This is a genomic window from Stenotrophomonas sp. CASM110 (assembly GCF_049384345.1).
In the GTDB taxonomy this organism is placed as follows: domain Bacteria; phylum Pseudomonadota; class Gammaproteobacteria; order Xanthomonadales; family Xanthomonadaceae; genus Stenotrophomonas; species Stenotrophomonas muris.
The window spans coordinates 252,485-274,167 of the sequence record NZ_JBMRGI010000001.1 but is presented as its reverse complement, the minus strand read 5'-3'; the positions used below and the strand labels follow the sequence as shown (position 1 = coordinate 274,167).

Annotated in this window: 21 protein-coding genes; all 21 read right to left on the bottom strand. The window is 68.2% G+C overall.

Annotation, left to right across the window (positions count from 1 at the left end; all coding sequences use genetic code 11):
• Positions 1 to 118 precede the first annotated feature (118 nt).
• Positions 119 to 2,179 carry a flagellar biosynthesis protein FlhA gene (flhA, locus tag VG561_RS01330; RefSeq protein WP_153643679.1) on the bottom strand — a complete coding sequence of 687 codons (2,061 nt, stop codon included), beginning with the start codon at positions 2,177 to 2,179 and terminating at the stop codon, positions 119 to 121.
• 44 nt (positions 2,180 to 2,223) lie between these two features.
• Positions 2,224 to 3,354 carry a flagellar biosynthesis protein FlhB gene (gene flhB, locus VG561_RS01325; protein ID WP_423179291.1) on the bottom strand — a complete coding sequence of 377 codons (1,131 nt, stop codon included), beginning with the start codon at positions 3,352 to 3,354 and terminating at the stop codon, positions 2,224 to 2,226.
• A gap of 206 nt (positions 3,355 to 3,560) precedes the next feature.
• Positions 3,561 to 5,693, bottom strand: coding sequence for a putative bifunctional diguanylate cyclase/phosphodiesterase (locus VG561_RS01320; protein ID WP_075076495.1), 2,133 nt, complete (start codon positions 5,691 to 5,693; stop codon positions 3,561 to 3,563).
• A gap of 275 nt (positions 5,694 to 5,968) precedes the next feature.
• On the bottom strand, positions 5,969 to 6,760 hold the full coding sequence (gene fliR / locus VG561_RS01315) for a flagellar biosynthetic protein FliR (RefSeq protein WP_014037103.1): 792 nt from the start codon (positions 6,758 to 6,760) through the stop codon (positions 5,969 to 5,971).
• A 13-nt stretch (positions 6,761 to 6,773) separates the two neighbouring features.
• A complete protein-coding gene (locus tag VG561_RS01310) occupies positions 6,774 to 7,043 on the bottom strand; it encodes a flagellar biosynthetic protein FliQ (RefSeq protein WP_005413254.1) in 270 nt (89 codons plus the stop codon).
• A gap of 66 nt (positions 7,044 to 7,109) precedes the next feature.
• Positions 7,110 to 7,889, bottom strand: a complete 780-nt coding sequence (gene fliP, locus VG561_RS01305; RefSeq protein ID WP_014647039.1) for a flagellar type III secretion system pore protein FliP — start codon at positions 7,887 to 7,889, stop codon at positions 7,110 to 7,112.
• Between the two features lies 1 nt (position 7,890).
• Positions 7,891 to 8,310: a flagellar biosynthetic protein FliO gene (gene fliO, locus VG561_RS01300; RefSeq protein ID WP_014037105.1), complete on the bottom strand. Its 420-nt coding sequence runs from the start codon at positions 8,308 to 8,310 to the stop codon at positions 7,891 to 7,893.
• A complete protein-coding gene (gene fliN / locus VG561_RS01295; RefSeq protein ID WP_005409543.1) occupies positions 8,307 to 8,642 on the bottom strand; it encodes a flagellar motor switch protein FliN in 336 nt (111 codons plus the stop codon). The genes fliO and fliN overlap by 4 nt, the downstream gene beginning before the upstream one ends.
• Entirely contained in the window at positions 8,639 to 9,643 is a 1,005-nt protein-coding gene (fliM, locus tag VG561_RS01290; RefSeq protein ID WP_014647040.1) for a flagellar motor switch protein FliM, read from the bottom strand. Before fliM ends, fliN begins: the two co-directional genes overlap by 4 nt.
• A 10-nt stretch (positions 9,644 to 9,653) precedes the next feature.
• Positions 9,654 to 10,169 carry a flagellar basal body-associated FliL family protein gene (locus VG561_RS01285; protein ID WP_049441913.1) on the bottom strand — a complete coding sequence of 172 codons (516 nt, stop codon included), beginning with the start codon at positions 10,167 to 10,169 and terminating at the stop codon, positions 9,654 to 9,656.
• 192 nt (positions 10,170 to 10,361) lie between these two features.
• Positions 10,362 to 11,531: a flagellar hook-length control protein FliK gene (locus VG561_RS01280; protein WP_164232519.1), complete on the bottom strand. Its 1,170-nt coding sequence runs from the start codon at positions 11,529 to 11,531 to the stop codon at positions 10,362 to 10,364.
• Positions 11,531 to 11,998, bottom strand: coding sequence for a flagellar export protein FliJ (gene fliJ / locus VG561_RS01275; protein ID WP_014647043.1), 468 nt, complete (start codon positions 11,996 to 11,998; stop codon positions 11,531 to 11,533). The genes VG561_RS01280 and fliJ overlap by 1 nt, the downstream gene beginning before the upstream one ends.
• A 3-nt stretch (positions 11,999 to 12,001) precedes the next feature.
• The gene (locus VG561_RS01270) at positions 12,002 to 13,387 is read right to left on the bottom strand and encodes a FliI/YscN family ATPase (RefSeq protein WP_014647044.1); all 1,386 of its coding nucleotides are present in this window, start codon (positions 13,385 to 13,387) and stop codon (positions 12,002 to 12,004) included.
• On the bottom strand, positions 13,384 to 14,025 hold the full coding sequence (locus VG561_RS01265) for a FliH/SctL family protein (RefSeq protein WP_014647045.1): 642 nt from the start codon (positions 14,023 to 14,025) through the stop codon (positions 13,384 to 13,386). Before VG561_RS01265 ends, VG561_RS01270 begins: the two co-directional genes overlap by 4 nt.
• A complete protein-coding gene (gene fliG / locus VG561_RS01260) occupies positions 14,022 to 15,008 on the bottom strand; it encodes a flagellar motor switch protein FliG (RefSeq protein ID WP_423179293.1) in 987 nt (328 codons plus the stop codon). The genes VG561_RS01265 and fliG overlap by 4 nt, the downstream gene beginning before the upstream one ends.
• 7 nt (positions 15,009 to 15,015) lie before the next feature.
• Positions 15,016 to 16,662 carry a flagellar basal-body MS-ring/collar protein FliF gene (fliF, locus tag VG561_RS01255; RefSeq protein WP_014647047.1) on the bottom strand — a complete coding sequence of 549 codons (1,647 nt, stop codon included), beginning with the start codon at positions 16,660 to 16,662 and terminating at the stop codon, positions 15,016 to 15,018.
• 13 nt (positions 16,663 to 16,675) lie between these two features.
• Entirely contained in the window at positions 16,676 to 17,041 is a 366-nt protein-coding gene (gene fliE, locus VG561_RS01250) for a flagellar hook-basal body complex protein FliE (RefSeq protein WP_014037113.1), read from the bottom strand.
• 467 nt (positions 17,042 to 17,508) lie between these two features.
• Complete coding sequence (locus VG561_RS01245; RefSeq protein ID WP_262093624.1) at positions 17,509 to 17,925, bottom strand: hypothetical protein; 417 nt, start codon at positions 17,923 to 17,925, stop codon at positions 17,509 to 17,511.
• 185 nt (positions 17,926 to 18,110) lie between these two features.
• Entirely contained in the window at positions 18,111 to 19,616 is a 1,506-nt protein-coding gene (locus tag VG561_RS01240) for a sigma-54 dependent transcriptional regulator (RefSeq protein WP_046430458.1), read from the bottom strand.
• Entirely contained in the window at positions 19,613 to 19,990 is a 378-nt protein-coding gene (locus VG561_RS01235) for a response regulator (RefSeq protein ID WP_010485922.1), read from the bottom strand. Before VG561_RS01235 ends, VG561_RS01240 begins: the two co-directional genes overlap by 4 nt.
• Before the next feature lie 14 nt (positions 19,991 to 20,004).
• The gene (rpoN, locus tag VG561_RS01230; RefSeq protein ID WP_262093625.1) at positions 20,005 to 21,414 is read right to left on the bottom strand and encodes an RNA polymerase factor sigma-54; all 1,410 of its coding nucleotides are present in this window, start codon (positions 21,412 to 21,414) and stop codon (positions 20,005 to 20,007) included.
• Between the last annotated feature and the right edge of the window lie 269 nt (positions 21,415 to 21,683).

The following is a 21,683-nucleotide window of genomic DNA, read 5'->3' as shown; positions in this document are numbered from 1 at the left end:
GGTGGCGGTCGGAGAACTCGGGTGGTCGGTGGTCTGCACGGTGCGGGTTCCCCTTGGTATCTGTCTGTTGCGTTGGTTCGAAAGTGGTGTCTGTTTTCTGGCGCATCGCAGGGCGGCGTCAGCTGATCGTTCCGACCAGCTTCAGGCGCTTGTCCTCCGGCACCTCGCTGTAGGCCAGGACCGACAGCGACGGAACGCTGTGGCGGACCAGGCGGGCCAGCGCGGCGCGCACCGGGCCAGGTACCAGCACGACCGCGGGCTCGTTGCGGGCTTCCTGCTTGCTGACACATTCGGCCAGGCTCTGGTGCAGTCGCTCAGCGAGTCCGGGTTCCAGCGCGGCGCCGTTGCCCTGCGTGGACTCCTGCAAGACACGTTCCAATTGCGGGTTGAGGGTGAATACCGGCAGCTCCGCCGACATTCCGGCGATCTCCTGCACGATGAAGCGGCCCAGTGCGGTGCGAACAGCGGCGGTCAGCACGGCCGGGTCCTGGCTGCTGGGCGCATGTTCGACCAGTGCCTCGGCGATCTTGCGCAGCTGGCGGATCGGAATGCGCTCGACCAGCAGGTTCTGCAGCACGCGCACCACCGCCGACAGCGGCAACGCCTTCGGCGTCAGATCTTCGACGAGCTTGGGCGCGCTCTTGGCCAGGTTGGCCAGCAGGTGCTGCACTTCTTCGTGGCCGAGCAGTTCCGGCGCGTGCTCACGGATCAGGTGCGACAGATGGGTGGCGACCACGGTGGCCGGATCGACCACGGTGTAGCCCAGCGTTTCGGCCTGGGCGCGCTGGTGCGGCTGGATCCAGGTGGCGTCCAGGCCGAACGCGGGGTCCTTGCCGGCGATGCCTTCCAGCGCGCCGAGCGCGCTGCCCGGGTCCAGCGCCAGCTCGCGGTCGGGGTGGATCTCGGCGGTGGCCACCGGCACGCCGTGCACCAGCACGCGGTAGCCGTTGGCCGGCAGTTCCAGGTTGTCGCGGATGTGCACCGACGGGATCAGGAAGCCGACATCCTGGGTCAGCTTGCGGCGCACGCCCTTGATGCGCGCCATCAGTTCGCCGCCCTGGTTGCTGTCCACCAGCGGGATCAGCCGGTAGCCGACCTCCAGGCCCAGCGGATCGACCGGGCGCAGTTCGTCCCAGCTCAGTTCGGCAGTCGGTGCCGGTGCGGCCGGGCGGCCGAGTGCGTTGAGTGCGGCGGCATCGGTGCCACCGCCTGCCGCATCGGCAGCCGGCGCCTTGCCCTTGCGGTACAGCTTCCAGGCGATGAAGCCGAGGATCGCGGCCAGCGTCAGGAAAGCGACGTTGGGCATGCCCGGCACCAGGCCGACCACGCCGATGATGCCGGCGGTGATCGCCAGCGCACGGTACTGGCCGAACACCTGGCCGGTCATGGCCTGGGCCATGTCCTGCGAGCGCGAGGCGCGGGTAACCAGCATGGCCACGGCGCTGGAGACCAGCAGGGCCGGCAGCTGCGCTACCAGGCCGTCACCGATCGACAGCAGGGTGTAGGTGGCGGCGGCTTCGCCGAACGGCATGCCATGCTGCAGCACGCCCACGGCCAGGCCGCCGAGCATGTTGATGAACAGGATCAGGATGCCGGCAATGGCATCGCCGCGGATGAACTTGCTGGCGCCGTCCATCGCACCGTAGAAGTCGGCTTCCTCACGCACTTCCTCGCGGCGCAGCTTGGCTTCTTCACGCGTCAGCAAACCGGCGTTGAGGTCGGCGTCGATCGCCATCTGCTTGCCGGGCATCGCGTCCAGGATGAAGCGCGCGGTCACTTCCGAAACGCGGCCGGCACCCTTGGTAATGACCACGAAATTGATGATGGTCAGGATCGCGAACACCACGATGCCGACCGCATAGTTGCCGCCGATCACGAATTCACCGAAGGCGGCGATGACCTTGCCCGCGGCATCATGGCCGTTCTGGCCGTTCAGCAGGATCACACGGGTGGAGGCCACGTTCAGCGCCAGCCGCAGCATGGTGGTGATCAGCAGCACGATCGGGAAGATGGTGAAGTCCAGCGGGCGCTTCACGTAGACCACCGCCAGCAGCACCATCAGCGAGATGGCGATGTTGAAGGTGAACAGCGCATCGAGCACCGGCGCGGCCAGCGGCACCACGACCATGGCCAGCAGGGCCAGCACGATCAGCGGCGCGCCAAGGCCCTGGCGGATCATTTCCAGGGCGCGGCGGGTGTTGAAAGCGGCGGAGGGCTGGGCGCTCACGGGCGGCCTCCCTTGCCGAATTCATCCACCTGGATGTGCGGGGCGTCCGGCATCGGGCCAGTGCGCCAGGCGCGCAGCTGGTAGACGTAGGACAGGACCTGGGCGACGGCCGAATACAGTCTCACGGGGATTTCCTTTCCGAGTTGGCCTTCCCGATACAAGGCGCGTGCCAAAGGCGGGGCGGCGACGATCGCCACCTTGTTGCCGTCGGCCACTTCACGGATGCGCAGGGCGGTTTCGTCCACGCCCAGCGCGACCACGGTGGGGGCGTTCATGGCGCCGCCCTCGTACTTCAGGGCCACCGCGTAGTGGGTGGGGTTGACCACCACCACGTCGGCAGTGGGCACCGCCTCCATCATCCGGCGGTTGGCCATCTGCTGCTGCAGCTGGCGGATGCGGCCCTTCACCTCGGGGCTGCCCTCGCTTTCCTTCATTTCCCGGCGCAGTTCCTCGCGGGTCATCTTCAGCTTGCGCATCCAGTTCCAGCGCTGGTACGGCGCATCGATGGCGGCCAGCACCAGCATCGCGCCGGCGGTGGCCAGCAGCAGGCGCAGGGTGAAGCCCAGGCCATCGGTGATGGCGGTTTCCAGCGGGTGGTGGATCAGCCCGCGCAGGGTGTCGAAGCCGGTCCAGACCACCAGCCCGGCGGCGACGCCGACGAAGGCCACGCGCAGCAGCGATTTGGTGAATTCGGCAATCGCCTCCGGGCCATACAGGCGCTTGAGCCCGCTCATCGGGTTCATGCGGTTGATGTCGGGCAGCAACGCCTTCTGCGACCAGCGCAGGCCGCCCATCACCAGCGGGGCGACGAAGCTGGCCAGCAGGCAGACCAGCACCAGCGGTGCGATCACCAGCATGAACTGCAGCAGCAGGTCGCCGAAGTGGCCGAACAGTTCCTTCGGGTTCTGCCGCAGGCTCTGTTCGGGGCTGAGTGCGTGCTTCATCCAGGCCGTGGCGCCACGGCCGATCGAGCCGCTCATGGCCATCACCGCCAGCACGCCGGCGCCGAACACGGCGGCGGTGCCAAGTTCGCGCGAGCGCGGCAGGTTGCCCTGTTCACGGGCATCGCGCAGGCGTTTTTCGGTCGGTTGTTCGGTCTTTTCGCCGGCGGATTCGTTCTCGGACATCACGGGCACTGCGGGAGGGGGTGCCGGGGTGCGTGCAAGAACCGTTCCACGCCTGGCGTGGATCTACCGACGACCCGTTCTGTAGAGCCGAGCCCACGCTCGGCTACGGTTGGGGCCAGGCGCGAAGCACAGCCGGGCATGAGCTCGGCTCTACAGGAGAGTGCCGCAGGAATTGTTCCGTGATGGCGGGCGCGCGTGGCCCGGTGTCAGCCGGGCGGGTATTGCGGCGGCGGGCTCTGTGCCAGTTCCACCCGCGGCCGGGGCAGGTCGTGCAGCTGCATGAAGCGCGCCGCATCCACCGGGCGGCCCAGCAGGTATCCCTGCAGGAAGTCGCAGCCCAGGCGTTCCAGGTAGGCGCGCTGCGCGGCGGTCTCCACGCCCTCGGCGACGATGTCCATGTCCAGCGCATGGCCCAGCGCCACGATCGCCGAGACGATCACCACGTCTTCGGCACTGTGTTCCAGGTCGCGCACGAACGCATGGTCGATCTTGATCTCGGTGGCCGGCAGCCGCTTCAGGTACAGCAGGCTGGAATAGCCGGTTCCGAAATCATCGATGGAGATGCCCACGCCCAGCGCCGACAGCGCCTGCAGCAGGCGAAGACTGGTATCGGTATCGCGCATGACGGTGCTTTCAGTGATCTCCAGCACCAGGTGGCGCGGGGCAATGCCATGGCGCTCGATCACCTCGCGCACATCCTGCAGCAGGTGCGGCGAACTGAACTGCACCGGCGACAGGTTCACCGACATCGACCAGCTTTCATGCCCGGTGTCGTGCCAGCGCCGCAGCTGCTGGCAGGCCTGGTCCAGCGCCCAGCGCCCGATCTCGTTGATCGCACCGCTGCGCTCGGCCAGGCGGATGAAGCGGTCGGGGGGAATCAGGCCGTGTTCCGGATGGCGCCAGCGGATCAGCGCTTCGGCGCCGGCCACCTTCTGCGTGGCCACGCGGATCTTCGGCTGATAGTGCAGGAACAGCTGCTCGCTGCCGATGGCGCGGCGCAGGTCGGCCAGCAGCCGGAACTGCTGCTCGGCACTGTCGTTCATCCAGTCGGCGAACAGCACGAAGGCGTTGCGACCGGACTCCTTGGCCTGGTACATCGCCGCGTCGGCGAAGGCCATCAACTGGCGCTCGCTGGCGGCGTGGTCCGGGCAGATCGCCACGCCGATGCTGGCGGTCACCTGCAGTTCGTTGTCCGGCAGCAACGGGCCGCTGCCCACCGCCTGCAGGATGCGCCGGGCCAGGGTCGGCAGGTCCTCGTCGTGCTCGATGCGCACCACCAGCACGAACTCGTCGCCGCCCAGCCGTGCCAGCATATCGTGCGGGCGCAGCAGCTGGCGGGTGCGTTCGGCCACCGCCACCAGCAGCGCATCACCGGCCTGATGGCCATAGGCATCATTGACCTGCTTGAAGCCGTCCAGGTCCATGAACATCACCGCGAAGCGGTTGCCGCCCTGTTCGGCCTCGGCCAGTGCCTGCACGATGCGCCGCTGCAGCAGCAGGCGGTTGGGCAGGCGGGTGAGAGGATCGTGCAGCGCGGCCTGGGTCAGTTCCTGCTGCGCGTCGGTCAACGAGGTGCTCAGCATCGAATTGCGCAGCCGCAGCAGTTGCGCTTCCACGCGCTGGTCCAGCCATGAGACCACCAGCACCACGGCCAGGATCGCCACGGTCAGCACTACCACCAGCATCGCCAGCCACTCGTTCTGCAGGCCATCGCCGACCGCCGCGCCGCAGACGCTGCCTTCCGGGAAGCGCGCAGCGGCCATGCCGGTGTAATGCATGCCGACGATGGCCAGGCCGAGCAGGCCCGCCGCCGCCAGTCGATCACCGATGCGGGTGCGCTGGGCGCGCAGCCGGAACGCCACGTACAGCGCGGTCCAGGAGGCAGCCACCGCCACCATCAGCGAGAACAGCAGCCAGCCCGGGTCGTAGTCGATTCCCGGCTGCATGCGCATTGCAGCCATGCCAACGTAATGCATGCCGGCGATGCCGGTGCCCATCAGCAGGGCGCCGACCGCCAATCGCGGGTGGGGCAGGGTGCGCAGCGAGACCAGCCACAGCGCGAACACCGATGAGGCGATGGCAAGCGCAAGCGAGAGCAGGGTGATGGGAAGGTCGTAGCCCAATGGAATGGGCAGGTCGAAAGCCAGCATGCCGATGAAATGCATCGACCAGATGCCCAGGCCCATGGCGAAGCCGCCGCCCAGCCGCCACCACCAAGCCGCGCCCCTGCCCGGTGCGGTCACCGTGCGCCCGGCCATCGCCAGCGCGGTGTATGAAGCCATCACGGCGACCAGCAGCGAGATCGCCACCAGCCACGGGTTGTACGTGCCTACCAGCATTCGTCAGTCTCCCGGACCTGCCTGTCGACGGAAACCACGGTGGGGCATGCATGAGGCAGGCCGACGCACGACGCCGGCCATGTGCGGCATCCCCCCGGTTGCCGCGCATTCACTCTAACGCGCAGACCGGGGGGGACTTCAAGCGGCAATACGTGAAATTGCGCCTCTGTAGAGCCGAGCCCATGCTCGGCTGCCTTCGGCAGGAACGGCAGCCGAGCATGGGCTCGGCTCTACAGAAACAAATGCATGGCAAGCAGTAGAACGTGATGATCGGGTCAGTGTGTGACCGCGTCCGCAGCCTGGAAGGCGGCGTCGAACAGGCGCTGTACCGGCGGCCCCATTTCCCCGGCCAGCAGGGCCAGCAGGAACAGGCCCAGCAGCAGCGAGACCGGCAGGCCCAGCTGGATCGGATTCAGCGCGGGGGCGGCACGCGCCAGTACGCCGAAGGCCAGGTTCACCGCCAGCATCGCCACGGTGAGCGGAATGGCCAGCGTCAGCGCGCCGCGCAGCACGGTCAGCAGGAAGGTCGGGGCGATGCTGAAGAAGGCGTGCGGGTCCGGCAGCGGGGCGCCGATCGGCAGTGCGCGGTAGCTGTCCACAAGCAGCGAGATCAACGCCAGGTGGCCGTTGGCGGTGAAGAACAGCAGGCCGAACAGCAGGTAGAACCACTGGCCGATCACACCCGAAGTGCCACCGCGCAGCGGGTCGCTCATCTGCGCGAAGGCCAGGCCGGTGCCCTGCGCGATCAGTTCGCCGGCCATCGCACCGGCTTCGAATACCAGCCGCAGCATGAAACCGATGGAAACGCCGATGGCCAGTTCGCGCGCGATGGTCAGCACCGTAGCCGCGTCGAAGCCGGTCCAGTCCGGTACCGGTGGCAGCAGCGGCGCCAGTGCAATGGCCAGGGTGCCGGCCAGTACCACGCGCACCCGCGACGGCACCGCACGCGTGCCGACCATGGGCATGGCCATCGCCACTGCGCCGATGCGCAGCATGGTCCACAGCACGGTGCCGATCATGCCGAAGGCCTGCAGGCCGTCGGCCGCCATCTGTGTCGCGGCATCCATCGAAGCGCGTGTCCTAGCCGATCAGGTGCGGAATGCGCTGGAACAGCAGCGTGGTGAATTCAACCAGGTGGCCGATCAGCAGGCTGCCCAGCGCGAACAGCACCGCGGTCAGCGCTGCCGCCTTGGCGACGAAGGCGATGGTCGGTTCATTGAGCTGGGTTGCAGCCTGCACGACACCGACCACCACGCCCACCACCAGTACGGTGAGCAGCAGCGGGCCGGCCACCCACAGCACGGTGATCAGGCCGCCACGCAGTTCGGTCAAGGCAAGTTCGGGAGACATTCGGGTTCCACCTTCATATATAGAGTCGAGCCATGCTCGACTGTCTTTCAATCGCGCCGGATCGCGTCACGCGGGATTGAAGCTGGCCGCCAGCGTGCCCACGGTCAGCACCCAGCCATCCACCAGCACGAACAGCAGGATCTTGAACGGTGCCGACACCAGCATCGGCGACAGCATCATCATGCCCATGGACATCAGCACGCTGGCGACGACCAGATCGATGATCACGAACGGAATGAAGATCAGGAAGCCGATCTCGAAAGCGGTCTTCAGTTCGCTGGTGACGAACGAAGCGACCAGCACCGGGAACGGGATCGCATCGGGGCTGGCGTAGGTGCCGTGCCCGGCGATGCCGGCGAAGGTCATCAGGTCGGTCTCGCGGATCTGCGCCAGCATGAACCCGCGCAGCGGCTGCGTGGTCAATGTCCAGGCGGTCTGGAAGTCGATGTCGCCGTTGAGATAGGGCGCCATGCCCGTGCTCCACGCCTTGTCCCAGGTCGGCATCATCACCATCGCGGTGAGGAACAGGGCCAGGCCCAGCAGTACCTGGTTGGACGGCGTCTGGCCGGTACCCAGTGCCTGGCGCAGCAGGCCCAGCACGATGATGATGCGGGTGAACGAGGTCAGCACCAGCAGCATCGACGGGATCAGGGTGATCGCGGTCATCAGCAGCAGGGTCTGCAGCGGCAGGCTGACCGGCTGGCCGCCGATCTTGCCGACGTTGACGTCCGGCAGCGGGGTGGCCGGGGCGCCGGGCGCGGCGAACGCCAGCACCGGCAACAGGCACAGGGCAAGCAACAGCAGCCACGGCATCAGGGTGGCAACACGGGTACGGGTGACACGCATGTCAGGGGTCCTTGCGCAGCCGCTGCTGCAGCAGCTGGGCGAAATTCGGCAGGTTCTTGAAATCCGGCACGCGCACCGGCGCCGGTGGCGGCAACGGTTCGGGCAGGGTATGCAGGGTGTTGATGCCGCCGGCAGTGACGCCCAGCAGCAATTGCTGGCCGTTGACCTCCACCACCACCACGCGCTCCTTGGCGCCGACGCTGAGGCTGGCCACCAGCTTCATGCCTTCGGCCGGGCGGAAGCCGCTGCCGGGCATGCGCTTGAGCAGCCAGCCCAGGCCGATCACCAGCGCCAGCACCGCCAGCAGCGCCAGCACCGCACCGAACAGGCTGGGTGCGGCGGCCGCGTGCTGGCCGACCTGCGGGCCGATCGGCGCTGCGGTCTTGCCGACCGCCAGCAGGGTGGAGGCCAGCAGGCTCAACGCAGTCTCCGGATCCGCTCGCTCGGGCTGACCACGTCGGTCAGGCGCACGCCGAAGCGGTCATTGATCACCACCACTTCGCCGTGGGCGATCAGGGTGCCGTTGACGAACACGTCCAGCGATTCGCCGGCACCGCGCTCCAGTTCCACCACTGAACCCTGGTTGAGCTGCAGCAGGTTGCGGATCGGCAGGCGGGCACGACCGACTTCCAGCGACAGGGTCACCGGCACATCGAGGATCACGTCCAGGTTCAGGTCCGGACCGTTGGCCTCGTCGGCCTGCAGGCTGCTGAACTGGGCCGGGGTCGGTTCGAGGGCGTCGATATCGTTCATTGCGGGTCTTCCTGGATGACGGGTACGCGCGGGCGGGTGCCCGGCGGATGGGTAGCGGTGATCTTCACGGCGTTCATGCCGTTGGCGATGCCGAACTCGCCGGTGAACACAGGGATGTTCTCCACGCACAGCGGCACCTGCGGGCTCAGCTCGATCGGCAGGATGTCGCCGACCTTCAGCTGGGTCAGGTCGCGCAGGGTCATGCGCTTGCTGGCCAGTACGCTGGACAGGGTGACTTCGGCGATGTTGAGCTGCTCGCGCAGGGTCTTGCCCCAGCTCTCGTCGCGGTCGTTGCGGTCGCTCTGGATGCCGGCGTCGAGCAGTTCGCGGATCGGTTCCAGCATCGAGTAGGGCAGGGTGACGTGGATGTCACCGCCGCCGCCGTCGAGCTCGACGTGCAGGCGGCACACCACCACGTACTCGCGCGGGGTCACGATGTTGGCGAAATGCGGGTTGATCTCCGAGTTGATGTACTCGAAGTCGACGTCCATCACCGGTGCCCACGCTTCGCGCAGGTCGGCGAAGGTCTGCTTCAGCAGCAGGTGGATCACCCGCATTTCGGTGGCCGTGAATTCGCGGCCCTCGATGCGGGTCGGGTAGCGCCCGTCGCCGCCGAAGAAGTTGTCGACGATGGCGAACACCAGGGTCGGCTCGAACACGATCAGGCCGGTACCGCGCAGCGGCTTGAAGCGGATCAGGTTCAGGTTGGTCGGCACATACAGCGAGTGCATGTAGTCGTTGAACTTGATCAGTTCGATGCCGCGCACCGACAGCTCGGCCGAGCGCCGGATCAGGTTGAACAGGCCGATCCGCCACAGGCGCGCGAAGCGCTCGTGGACCATTTCCAGGGTCGGCATGCGACCACGGATGATGCGGTCCTGGCTGGCGAAGTCGTACGAGCGCGCTTCGCCTGACGGGGGTTCCGCATCGGTCTCGACCGCGCCGCTGTCCACGCCGTGGAGCAGGGCATCGATCTCGTCCTGGGACAGCAGATCATTCATCGGGGGGCCCTTACTGGGTCACGAAGCTGGTGAACAGCAGATCGTCTGCGCCGTTGCTGCCGGTCTCGGCCTTGAGCACCTTCTGCACCTCGGCCAGCGAACTGGCCTGCAGCTTCTGCTTGCCGGCGACATCGGCGATCTGGTCCGGGCTGACCTGCGAGAACAGCATCAGCAGGCGCGCGCGGATGGCCGGGGCATGGGTCTTGATCGCTTCCAGCGCGGCCGGGTCGCGGGTCATCAGCTGGACCTCCAGCTGCAGGTAGCGCGGGCCGTCGACCGGGCCATTGAGGTTGACCACGAACGCCGGGTCCAGCGCGAAGTACTGTGCCGGGGCCGGGGTCGCGCTCTTCTTGGGCGCCTGCGCGGTCTTCTCTTCGTGCTTGGACTGGGTGAAGAACCACACGCCGCCACCAGCGGCAGCGGCGGCCAGTACGGCCACCAGTGCGGTGATCAGGATCGGACTACGCGGCTTGGCGGCCTTGTCCTTCTCGGCGGTCTTCTTGGTTTTGTCAGCGGCTGCGGCCACGGGGTGAAGCTCCTGAGGGTTGCTTCACCGGGATATGCAAGGGGTGTGCCGAAGGCTGGGCCCGCAGGGTGCGACGGAATTCCGTCGGGGTGCAGGTAGGGCCGTGCGGAGCAAGCTCAGCACCCACCAACGCAATACGGGGAGGTGCCGACCGCCTGCCCTGGTGGGTGCCAACCTTGGTTGGCACACCTGTCAGGCGTAGGCGTCCAGCAAGCCGCGCTGGCGGATCAACTGCGCGGACGACACGCTGGCATCGCCCGGCGTCGGTTCTCCGTCGCCGGTCATGCCGCCGCCACCGGGTTGTCCCGACGCATTGCCGTCACCACCAGACGCGTGGTGGCCGACATCGGCGTGAGCCAGCTGGAAGCCCTGTTCGCCCAGCAGCTCGCGCAGGCGCGGCAGGCTGCTTTCCAGTGCCTGGCGCACGTCCACGTGCGGGCTGCTGAAGCTGGCATGCACCTTGTCGCCGTTCAGCTGCAGGCGCACGTCGACCGGCCCCATGTCGTCCGGGCTCAGGCGGATGTGGGCATGGCCGATCTTCTGGTCGGCCAGCCAGCCCAGGCGTGCGCCGATGGCCTGGTCGAAGCCATCGTCACCCAGAACGGGCTTAGGCGTGGGTTCGCCATTGAAGATCGCGTTGCCGGTGGCGAGCGCCGCCTTCAGGTCCTGCACGGCGGCCGCTGCCGGTGCGTGCAGCAACGGTGTATTTGCGCGGTCGCCAACGGCGGCCACGTCACTGCCTTCGCCGCGCTCGCTGCGCTTGCCGGGCAGGATCATCGCCGGCAATGGCAGCGCGGTGGCATCCTCCGCGCTGGTCGCCGCCGGTTTGCCGTCGGCCGCCACGGGGGCTGCGGTTGCCGCTGCCGGCGCGGCTGCAGGCAGTGTCGGGGCCGCGGCGGGGGCAGTGGTGGGTAGCGCCGTACCGTCGCTGGCCAGTGACGGTGCAGCGCTGCCCGCCAGAGCGACGGCCGGATCGGCAGGCGTCGGCATCGCCAGCACCAGGCCGGCCAGGCCGATCGGTGGCCACGGGGCGTCCTCGGTCGCGGCGGGCTTGTCCTTGTCGGTGCCGGGTCCAGCCGGGGGCAGGGCAACGGGCGGTAGCGGCGGGGTTTCGGCAGTTGCCGCTTCCGCGTCCGCGCTGCGTTCGCCCGGTGCCTGGCCATTGCTGTCGGCGGTCGATGGCTGGCTGGGCGGGGACGGCGTCGGTGTGGTAGCGCTGCCGGCAGGCGCGGGCGCGGAGGGCGCACCGCCCTGCAGCAGCTGGCTGAAGTCCTTTGCGCCTTCGCTGCGCGCGGCGCGCGCGGCACTGTTGCTGGTGGCGGGCGTGGCCGGGTTGGCGCTGCTGGCGAGCGGGGCGGGCATCACGGGCGGCCTCCCTGCTCGGCGCCGTCCTGGTCTTCGGCCTGCACCAGGCGCGCGCGCCGCGCGCCAATGTCGTCCATCTCGCGCTGGTCGCGGCGGTCGGTCACCACCTTTTCCTGCGCGCGGTAGCTGGCGGCCAGCTGCTCCAGCACCGCCTTGTCACGGCTGGCCAGGATCAGCCGCGCGCGCTCGGCCTCCACTTTTTCGCGGTTGCCGTTGACCGTGGCCTGCTGCTGCTCGACCGCACTGTCCAGGCGATCAAGGAAGGCGCGGCGGTTCAGCAGCTGTGCCGGGCTGGTCGCCGCCATCTGGGCGTTGGCGTACTCCTCGGCATAGCGGCGCAGTTCGTCCAGGCGCGACAGATGGGTGTCGAGCACGCGCTGGCGCTCGGCCAGGTCGCGGGCGACCGCGTCCTCGTGTTCCTGGGCCCGCTTGAGCAGGGGATCGATGCGCTTGGACTGGTTCATGGCTTAACTCTCTTGTTCCACCAGGCGCTGCAGCGCCGCCTGGCTGTGCGGGAGATCTGCGGCCTTTGCAACGTCCTGGCCGAGGAACTCCATGATTTCCGGCCAGCGTTCCAGGGCTTCGTCGGTGGCCGCGTCGTTACCACGCTGGTAGGCACCGATCGCGATCAGGTCACGGTTGGCCGAGTACGCCGAGACCAGTCGCTTCAACTTGCGGATGCGCAGGCGCCACGGCTCGTCGGCGATTTCCGTGACCACGCGGCTGACCGACGATTCGACGTCGATGGCCGGGTACAGGCCGCTGTCGGCCACCCGGCGCGAGAGCAGGATGTGGCCGTCGAGGATCGCGCGTGCGGCGTCGGCGATCGGATCCTGCGGATCATCGCCTTCGGTCAGTACGGTGTAGAACGCGGTGATCGAGCCACGGCCCTTTGCGCCGTTGCCAGCGCGTTCGACCAGCGCCGGCAGCTTGGCGAACACCGAGGGCGGGTAACCGCGGGTGGTCGGTGGTTCACCGACCGACAAGCCGATCTCGCGCTGCGCCTGGGCGAAGCGGGTCAGCGAGTCCATCAGCAGCAGCACGTTCAGGCCCTGGTCGCGGAACCACTCGGCGATGGCGGTGGCACGGTAGGCACCGTGCAGGCGCGCCAAGGGTGGCCGGTCGGCGGGGCTGGCCACCACCACGGCGCGGCGCAGGCCTTCCTCGCCCAGCGTGGTCTCGACGAAATCGCGTACTTCGCGGCCTCGTTCACCAATCAGGCCGACCACGATCACGTCGGCAGCGGTGTAGCGGGTCATCATGCCCAGCAGCGTCGACTTGCCGACGCCGGAACCGGCGAACAGGCCGACACGCTGGCCGCGGCCGATCGGCAACAGCGCGTTGATCGCGCGCACGCCCACGTCCAGCGGCTGGGTGATCGGTTCACGCGCCAACGGATTGATCGACACGCCGGCCATGCCGACATGCCCTTCTGCGCGGATCGGGCCCTTGCCATCCAGCGGCACGCCGTCGCTGTCGATGACGCGGCCGAGCAGGCCTTCACCCACTTCCACGCCGCCACGCCGCGCCGACGGTACCACGCGGGCGTTGGGCAGCAGGCCGTGCAGTTCGGCGCTGGGCATCAGGTAGGTGCGCTCACCGGCAAAGCCGACCACTTCGGCATCGACCCAGCCACCATCGACCACTTCCACCTTGCAGCTGGCGCCCAGCGGCGCCTCGCAGCCGACCGCTTCCAGGGTGAGCCCGACCGCGCGGCGCAGCACGCCCTCGCGGATCAGCCCACGGCCATGCGCGGTATCCACGCGCAGGCCGTCCAGGCGCCGGGCCAGGCGCAGGTTGCGGGCCACGGCCCAGTCGGCCGGCGGCGGCGTCGTTTGCGGTGCGGCGCTCATGCCGTCGCCCCGGTCTGGCGGATCACCGCATCCAGCGCACCGCGCAGGCGGGCCTCCAGGGTGCCGTCGATGCGTACGGCTTCGGCGTGCACGCGCAGGTCGCCACGGCTGAGGCTGGTATCCGGTACCAGGCGCTGCGCCGGCGACAGGTTCAGCAGCGGGGCAAGCGCGGCGATGTCATCCGGGTGCAGCCGCACTTCCACCTCGCGGGTGCTGCCGCCCACGGCGTCAATCGCTTCGCCGACCAGCTGCGCCAGCAGTGCCGGCTCGGCCTCGTAGGCGCGGCCGACCAGCGCGCCGGCGATGCGCACCGCCAGTTCACCAAGGGCGCCGACCACTTCGTTCTCCAGCCGCACCAGCGGCCGGCTGAAGTTGTCGAGGATGCCTTCGATCTGCGCGGCGAGGCGACGCACCTCCGCCTGGCCCTGGCCGTACCCTTCGGCATGGCCCTGATCGAATCCTTCCTTCTCCGCGCTGTCCTGGATCGCCTGGATTTCCTCCAGGGTCGGCAGCTGCAGCGGCGGCTCCGGTTCGTGTTCCGGGTCCGGCTCGGTGAGTTCGAACGCGTCCTCCTGCTCCAGCGCCGGTTCGGGCTGGGCCAGCAGGTCCGGGGCAAGCCAGCGCACGACGTTGCTCACAGCATGGCCTCCGCGCTGCCGCCGATGGTGACGGTGCCTTCATCGGCCATGCGCTTGACGATGGCCAGGATCTCGCGCTGCGCGCCTTCCACGTCGGACAGGCGCACCGGCCCGCGGGCTTCCATGTCTTCCAGCAGGATCTCGGCCGCGCGCTGCGACATGTTGCGGGTGATCTTGTCGCGCACCTTGATGTCGGCACCGCGCAGGGCCAGGCCCAGGCGCTCGCCGCTCACCTCGCGCAGCACCAGCTGCATCTCGCGGTCTTCCAGGTCGACCAGATCGTCGAACACGAACATCAGGTCCTGGATGCGGTTGCTCAACGGCGCATCGATGCGGGCGATCTCGCCCAGGATCGCCTGGTCCTGGCCGCTGTCCATGAAGTTCAGGATGTTGGCCGCGCACTGCACGCCACCGATGTTGGACGACTTCAGGTTCTGGTTGCCGGCGAACTGGCGCTCCATGATCTCGTTGAGTTCATTGAGCGCGTTCGGCGGAATGCCGTCGAGGGTAGCGATGCGCAGCAGCACGTCCACGCGGGTACGGTCCGGCAGCAGCTTCAGCGCGTCGGCGGCCTGGTCGGTTTCCAGGTGCGCCATCACGATGGCGATGATCTGCGGGTGCTCGTTGCGCACCAGGTCGGCCACCGCACGCGGGTCCATCCACTTCAGCGCGTCCAGGCCGGTGGTGTTGCGGCCGAGCAGGATGCGGTCGATCAGGTTGCCGGCCTTCTCGCTGCCCAGCGCCTGCACCAGCATGTTGCGGATGTAGTCGTCCGAGCCAACGCCGAGTGAGGTCTTCGAGCCCAGCTCCTGGCCGAACTGGTCCATCACCCGTTCCACCTGCTCGCGGGTGATGTCGGTCATGGTGGCCATGGCGATGCCGATCTTCTGCACCTCCTTGGGTTCCATGTGGCGCAGCACTTCGGCCGCGTCCAGCTCACCCAGCGAAAGCAGCAGTACGGCGGCGCGCTGCACGCCAGTCAGTGCGGCCTCAGTCATTTGCCACCCAACCCTTGACCACCTGGGCCACGCGCTTGGAGTCGGTCTTCACGGCTTCACGCGCCATCCGCAATCGTTCCTCATATGAATCCACCGGCAGGGCCAGTGCTTCCGGCCCGCCCAGGCTGGCCCGGTCAGCGCCCAGCGCCGGCAGCGGCATGCCATCGTCATCGACCAGCTGCACGTCCGCGGTATGCGGCTCGAGTGCCTGTTCGTCGTTCTTCCTGCTCTGGCCGGTGATCGCGCGCAGCGCCGGACGCAGCACGCCGAACAGCAGCGCCAGCACCACCACCGCGCCAAGCAGCATGCGGCCGGCATCGTGCACCCACGGCAGCTCCCACCACGACGGGCCTTCGACCGGCGTGGTGTCACGCACGAACGGGGCATTCATCACCGACACGGTGTCGCCACGCTCGGCGTTGAAGCCGACGGCCTGCTTGACCAGCGCTTCGACGCGGGTCAGTTCGGCAGCCGACAGCGGCTGCGGGCTCATCTTGCCGTTGGCGCCGGCGCGCGGCACGTTGTCCACCAGCACCGCCACCGAGACGCGCTTGATGCGGCCGGCCGGCTGGCGGGTGTGCTGCAGGGTGCGGTCCAGCTCGTAGTTGCGGGTCGCGTTCTTGCTGCTTTCGGTCGGGGCCTGCGCGGTGGCCGGTGCGGCCTGCTGGCCCGGCGGGCTGTTGCTGGTCGCACCCGGCACGCCCTGCGGGCCCGGCGTGCTGGTGGTGTTCTCGCTCATCTGCTCGCTGCGCAGCTTCTGCGGCTCGCCGTTGTAGAGCTCGCGGGCTTCCTCGGTCACCGAGAAATCCATGTCCACGCTCACTTCCGGGTTGACGCGGCCGGGGCCAGTCATCGGTTCCAGCAGTTCGCGGATGCGCTGGTTGAACGAAGTTTCCTGGCGGCGCACCTGCTCGAACTGGGCCGCGTTGACCGCCGCCTCGCTGTTCGGGTCGGTAATGCTGAGCATGCGCCCGCTCTGGTCGACCACGGTCACCCGTTCCGGCGCGAGGTCCGGAATGCTGGCGGCGACCATGTGCACGATGGCATCGACCTGGCTGCGTTCCAGCTGCTGGCCGCCACGCAGTTCCAGGGTGACCGAGGCGCTGGCCACGTCACGCTGGCGGGTGAACGCGCTGGGCTTGGGAATGGCCAGGTGCACGCGCGAATCGCGCACCGGGCGCAGCGTGTTGATGGTGCGCGACAGCTCGGTTTCCAGCGCGTGCTGGTAGCGCGCGCTTTCCACGAACTGGCTGACACCAAAGCCGGGGTCGCGTTCCATCAGCTCGAAGCCCAGCTTGCCGCTGTCGGTCAGGCCGGAGCCGGCCAGCTTCAGGCGGGCATCATGCAGGTTCTTTTCCGGCACGGTGATGCCACCGGTGGCCGGGTCGAGCGCGAACGGAATCTGCGCGGCGCGCAGCAGGTCGGTCGCTTCAGCGGTCGCCTTCTGGTCCAGGCCGGTGTACAGCGGGACCATGCCCGGCTTCTGTGACCAGAAGAACACGGACAGGCCTGCCGCCACCGCCACTGCGATCATCGCCATCAGGCCCAGCCGACGGGTGATCTGCAGACTCTGCAGGCGGTCGAACCATTGCCCGGCCTTCTCGGCGTTCAGGCTGTCCTTGGAGAGCGTCAGTGCCATGCGTCAACGTTCCTTACAGCGGCATGTTCATCACGTCCTGGTAGGCCTGGACGAGACGGTTGCGGACTTCCACGGTGGCGCGGAAGGCGATCTGGGACTGCTGCGAGGCGACCATCACCTTGGCCAGGTCGGCGCTGGGGTCGCCCATCTCGAAGGCCTTGGCGAGGGCGCCGGATTTCTGTTGCGCATCGTTGACGCCGGCAATCGCACCACGCAGGGTTTCGGTGAAGCTGGCCGGCTGCACCTGCGGCGCATCCAGCACCGTGCCCGGCAGGGCATTGCTGCGCGGCGTTTCGCCCAGCGGGTTGAGCGCCGGCTGTCCCATCTGGGTCTGATAGGAGCGGATCTGCGAAAGGATCGAAGTGACGGAGTGGGACATCTGCAACGGTTCCAGAAACAGGGATGGGGTTGTCTGCTGGAGCCAGTGCAAGTGCCGTGCCGAAACCGGTTTTCGATTCAGTGAAGTGAGGAGGTTGGGTGTGCGTGCGGGGTTGCACCCCGCGCCTCGCGGTAGTGCCGGCCGCTGGCCGGCAACCTCAACGGCAACGGCCGAAGCCGGAGCCGGAGCCGGAGCAACAGCAGAAGCGGGTCTACTGAGGGATGGCGGGGTGGGTCGGGTTCGGGGGGACGCCGTAAATCCGTCCATGGAGGCTCGGTCGCGCCATCCATGGCGCTCACGCCCCCGCAACCGGACCCACCCCGCCTTCGACAGGTGGCCGCGATCTGTTGGAACTTGCTGCTGATGGTGGGTGCCGACCGTTGGTCGGCACGGGGTCGGATCCCGTTGCAACGCAACGGGCTCTGACCCCATTGGCGGCGCCATTTAACCGGCGTCGGTTTTCTGGCCTATGGCTGCAGGGTCCATCGGCCGGAATTCTGGCGCTGGCGCGGTGCGATGGGGCCGTCATGCTGGGTGTAGATGAAGCGGCCCTGGCGGTCGCTCTGGCAGGTCAGCAGCAGGGTGTAGTGGGCGAGGCCGGCCGGATGGGCCTCGGTCATCTGGATTTCCGCGATATGCGGGGCCAGGCGCTGGTAGCGGTAGCTGCCGCCGATGCGGAGGTCGGTGCCGAGGATGTCCAGCACGTACTGGCTGCCAGCAAAGCTGAGCTGCACCATGCGTCCGGCGTTGGGGTTGTCCGGCGCGTACAACGGGTCGCTGAGGTTGGTGAACCGGCGTTGGTCGAGCGTGGCGGGCAGGGTGCAGTTGGCCGCGGTGGCCAGGGCCGGGCAGAGCAGGACGGCGAGCAGGATCAGGTGATGCATGGTGGGACCTCCTTGGGATGTCCCTGCCATGCTCCGCACCGCGATTCCGTTGTCTCTAGGAAAACGTGCAAATGCAATGGGGTCAGATCCCTTTCCGCAGGAAAGGGATCTGACCCCGGGCACCACAAACACCAACGCCCGGGCAAGCCCAGGCGTTCGTGCCCCCTTCATGCGGGTCGCGCGGTTCAGCCGGCCAGCTCGGCCTGCTCGCGCTCGATGCCGTACTTGCGCAGCTTTTCCACCAGGGTGGTGCGGCGCAGGCCAAGCAGCTGGGCGGCGTGGGCGACCACGCCCTGGGTGCGTTCCAGTGCTTCGTTGATCAGGCCCAGTTCGATGTTGGCCATGTGGTTGCGCAGGTCCAGGCCATCGTCGGGCAGTGCCGCCGGGGCGGCTGCGCGATTGACGGCGATGCCGTGCTCCAGCGCCGGCTGGTTGCCGCTGCCGGGCGTGTGGAACGAGAAGCTGCGCAGGTCCAGGCGTTCTTCGCTGGCAACCGGCGCTGCAGGTACCGCTGCGGCCACCGCTGCCAGCGCGGCATCGCCACGATAGCGGGCCGGCAGGTCCTGCACGCGCACCGAGCCGCCCGGATGCAGCACCGCCAGGCGCTCGACCAGGTTGGTCAGCTCGCGCACGTTGCCCGGCCACTCGTAGCCGGCCAGGGCCTGCAGGGCTTCCGGGGTGAAGCGCACTTCGCCACGGCCGGTGCGGGCCAGCTGCGCGGCGATGGTTTCCACCAGTGCCGGCAGATCTTCGCGACGCTCGCGCAGCGCGGGCACGTCGATCGGGAACACGTTGAGGCGGTAGAACAGATCCTCACGGAACTTGCCTTCAGCAATGCGCGTTTCCAGATCGCGGTGGGTCGCGGCCACCACGCGCACGTTGCAGCGGATGGTCTGGTTGCCGCCAACGCGCTCGAAACTGCGTTCCTGCAGCACGCGCAGCAGCTTCACCTGCATCGGCAGGCTCATGTCGCCGATTTCGTCGAGCAGCAGGGTGCCGCCCTCGGCCATTTCAAACCGGCCCTTGCGCGCGGTCAGTGCGCCGGTGAAGGCGCCCTTCTCGTGGCCGAACAGTTCGCTTTCCAGCAGGTCGGCCGGAATGGCGCCACAGTTGATCGCCACGAACGGGCCATCACGGCGCGGCGAGCGCTGGTGGATGGCGCGCGATACCACTTCCTTGCCGGTGCCGGATTCGCCCAGCACCAGCACGGTGGTGTCGAACGCGGCCACCTGCTCGATCATGGTGCGCAGCGCGGTGACCGCCGGGCCGTTGCCGGTCGGCCCCTGGTCCTGCGCGGCGCCGGCCTGGTGCTCGGCATCCAGGCGCTTGAGGCTGGCACGGCGCAGCAGGGCTTCCATCTGCGCGTGGCGCAGCGGCGTTTCCAGTGGCCAGATGTTGGCCTCGTGCAGCCCGTGCTGCTGGGCAAACGCTGCAGCATCACCATCGGCCAGCAGCACCGGCGGCGGCAGGCTGCTGCCGCCCAGCCAGTGGTACAGCGCAGTGCTGGCGGCGCTGTCGTCCAGGCTGCCGACGATCACCGCCATCCAGTCGTTCTGGCGCTGGCGGCCCAGGTCGAAGTCGGCCGCGTCGGACACCCAGCGCGGGTTGAAGTCCATGAATTCCAGCAGGGCAACGGTGCGCTCTGCGCGCACGGCGTCGTTGTCCAGCACCAGGATGCGCGATTCGCTCACGATCGATCCTCCCTGAGGCCTTCCAGGATCGGCATGACTTCCTGGATGTAGGACAGCTTGCTGACAAAGTTGTCGGCGCCGGCGCGCAGCGCGTGTTCGCGGTGCTCGGCGTCGTCGAAGTGGCTGGCGATCACGATGTACGGTGCATCGTCCTGCGACTTGATCAGGCGGGTGGCCTGCAGGCCGCCCATTTCCGGCATCGCCAGATCCATCAGCACCACCTGCGGGCGCAGCGTTTCCGAGCGCTCGATCGCTTCCAGGCCGTTGCCGGCACTGCCGACGATCTGCAGCCAGTCGATCTTGCGGAAATGGCGCATCGCCGCGTTGATGAAGCCCTCGTGGTCATCGACCAGCAGGACCGTGAGCTTGTTCATGTCCAACATCCTTTTCAGCCCACCCGGGCCAGCTGGGGTTGCCTGGCGCTGAGCCGGCGCCGTTCGCGGGCCGGGGCGATATCCAGTTGTTCTCGGTATTTTGCGACGGTTCGGCGGGCAATGTTCACCCCCTGGCGTGACAGCAGGCCGGCAATGGCCTCATCGGCCAGCGGGCGGCCGGCCGGTTCGGCGTCGATCAGGCGGCGGACCATGGCCTTCACCGCCTGGCCGGAGACGCTGGCGCCTTCCAGACGCACGGCGAAGAAGTGCTTCAGTTCGAAGGTGCCGCGCGGGGTCTGCAGGAACTTGCCGGTGGTGATGCGCGAGACGGTGGACTCGTGCATGCCGATCTCCTCGGCCACTTCCTTCAGGGTCAACGGCGCCATGGCCTCTTCGCCACGGACCAGGAAGGCGGCCTGGCGCTCGACGATCACCCGCGCGGTGCGCAGCAGGGTGTCGTAGCGCATCGACAGGCCGCGGCTGAACCAGCGCGCCTCCTGCAGCATTTCGCGCAGTGCCGGGGCGGCGTCGCTGGTCTCGGCCAGGGCCTGTTCGTACTGGCTGTTGATCGACACGCGGCGGCTGGTGGCCGGGTTCAGTGCGACCTTCCACTGCCCGTCGGCGTGCCAGGCGATGACGTCCGGCACCACCACCGCGTTGCGTTCGGGCAGCAGGCTGTCGCCCGGGCGCGGCTGCAGCGAGAGGATCAGGCGCACGGCCTCCCGGACGTCGTCGATCTCGGCATCGTGCAGGCGGGCGAGGGCGGGGTAGTCGTGCGCGGCCAGCGCTTCGAGCGCGCCGTCGAGAATGCGGGCGGCCAGGTGGCGGGCCGGCACGACGCCGTGCAGGCTGCGCAGTTGCGCCTGCAGGCCTTCGCGCAGGTCCTGGGCGGCCATGCCTGCGGGCTCGCCATGCAGCAGCTGCTGGCGGATGGCTTCCACCCCGTCGGCAGCGATGTCGAACTGGGCACTGGCCAGCAGCTGCAGCTGGGCCAGCGGCGCCTGCAGGTAGCCGGCTTCATCGCAGTGGTCCAGCCAGAACGCGGCCACCGCCAGCTGATGGTCGTCCATGTCCAGCGCCAGGCGCTGCAGCACGCGCAGCTGCGGGTCGGTCGACTCGCCAGCGGCGATGCGCGCCATGCGATCGTCGTCGCCATCCTGCCAACTGGCGCCGGCCACGTCCCACATCGACGGCTCGGGCAGTTCGTCAAAGGCGGCGGTGTCGAGGGTGGTGGCACTCGCTTCGGTGGCTTCAGCAGCGGGCGCTTCGGCCTCCTCGATCTCCAGCAGCGGGTTGGAGTCCAGCAGGCGCTGGATTTCCTGCTCCAGGTGCAGGCCATCGAGCTGCAGCAGCCGGATCGACTGCAGCAGTTGCGGGGTGAGGTGGAGTTGCTGGCCCAGCTGGGTCGAGAGTGCAGCCTTCATCGTGGTTCCCCGGCACCGCTCCCCGGCGCCTTGTGGAACGCATCTTGCTTTTGATCCGGCGGGGGCGGAATCGGGGGGTTCCTGATGCATTTCGTGGAACTCCCGACAGGGTGTAGGGGAATTCCCTACACCGACGCGGGAAATTGACGAAATGCGCCGCCAAGTCATTGATTCATCGTGGCGAGGCCGCTGGGCGCGCGGCGGCCGGGGTACGGATTCCTGTCAGGGAATGTCGGGGTGACGGGATGTCGTCGCCGCTGCAGGGTGTC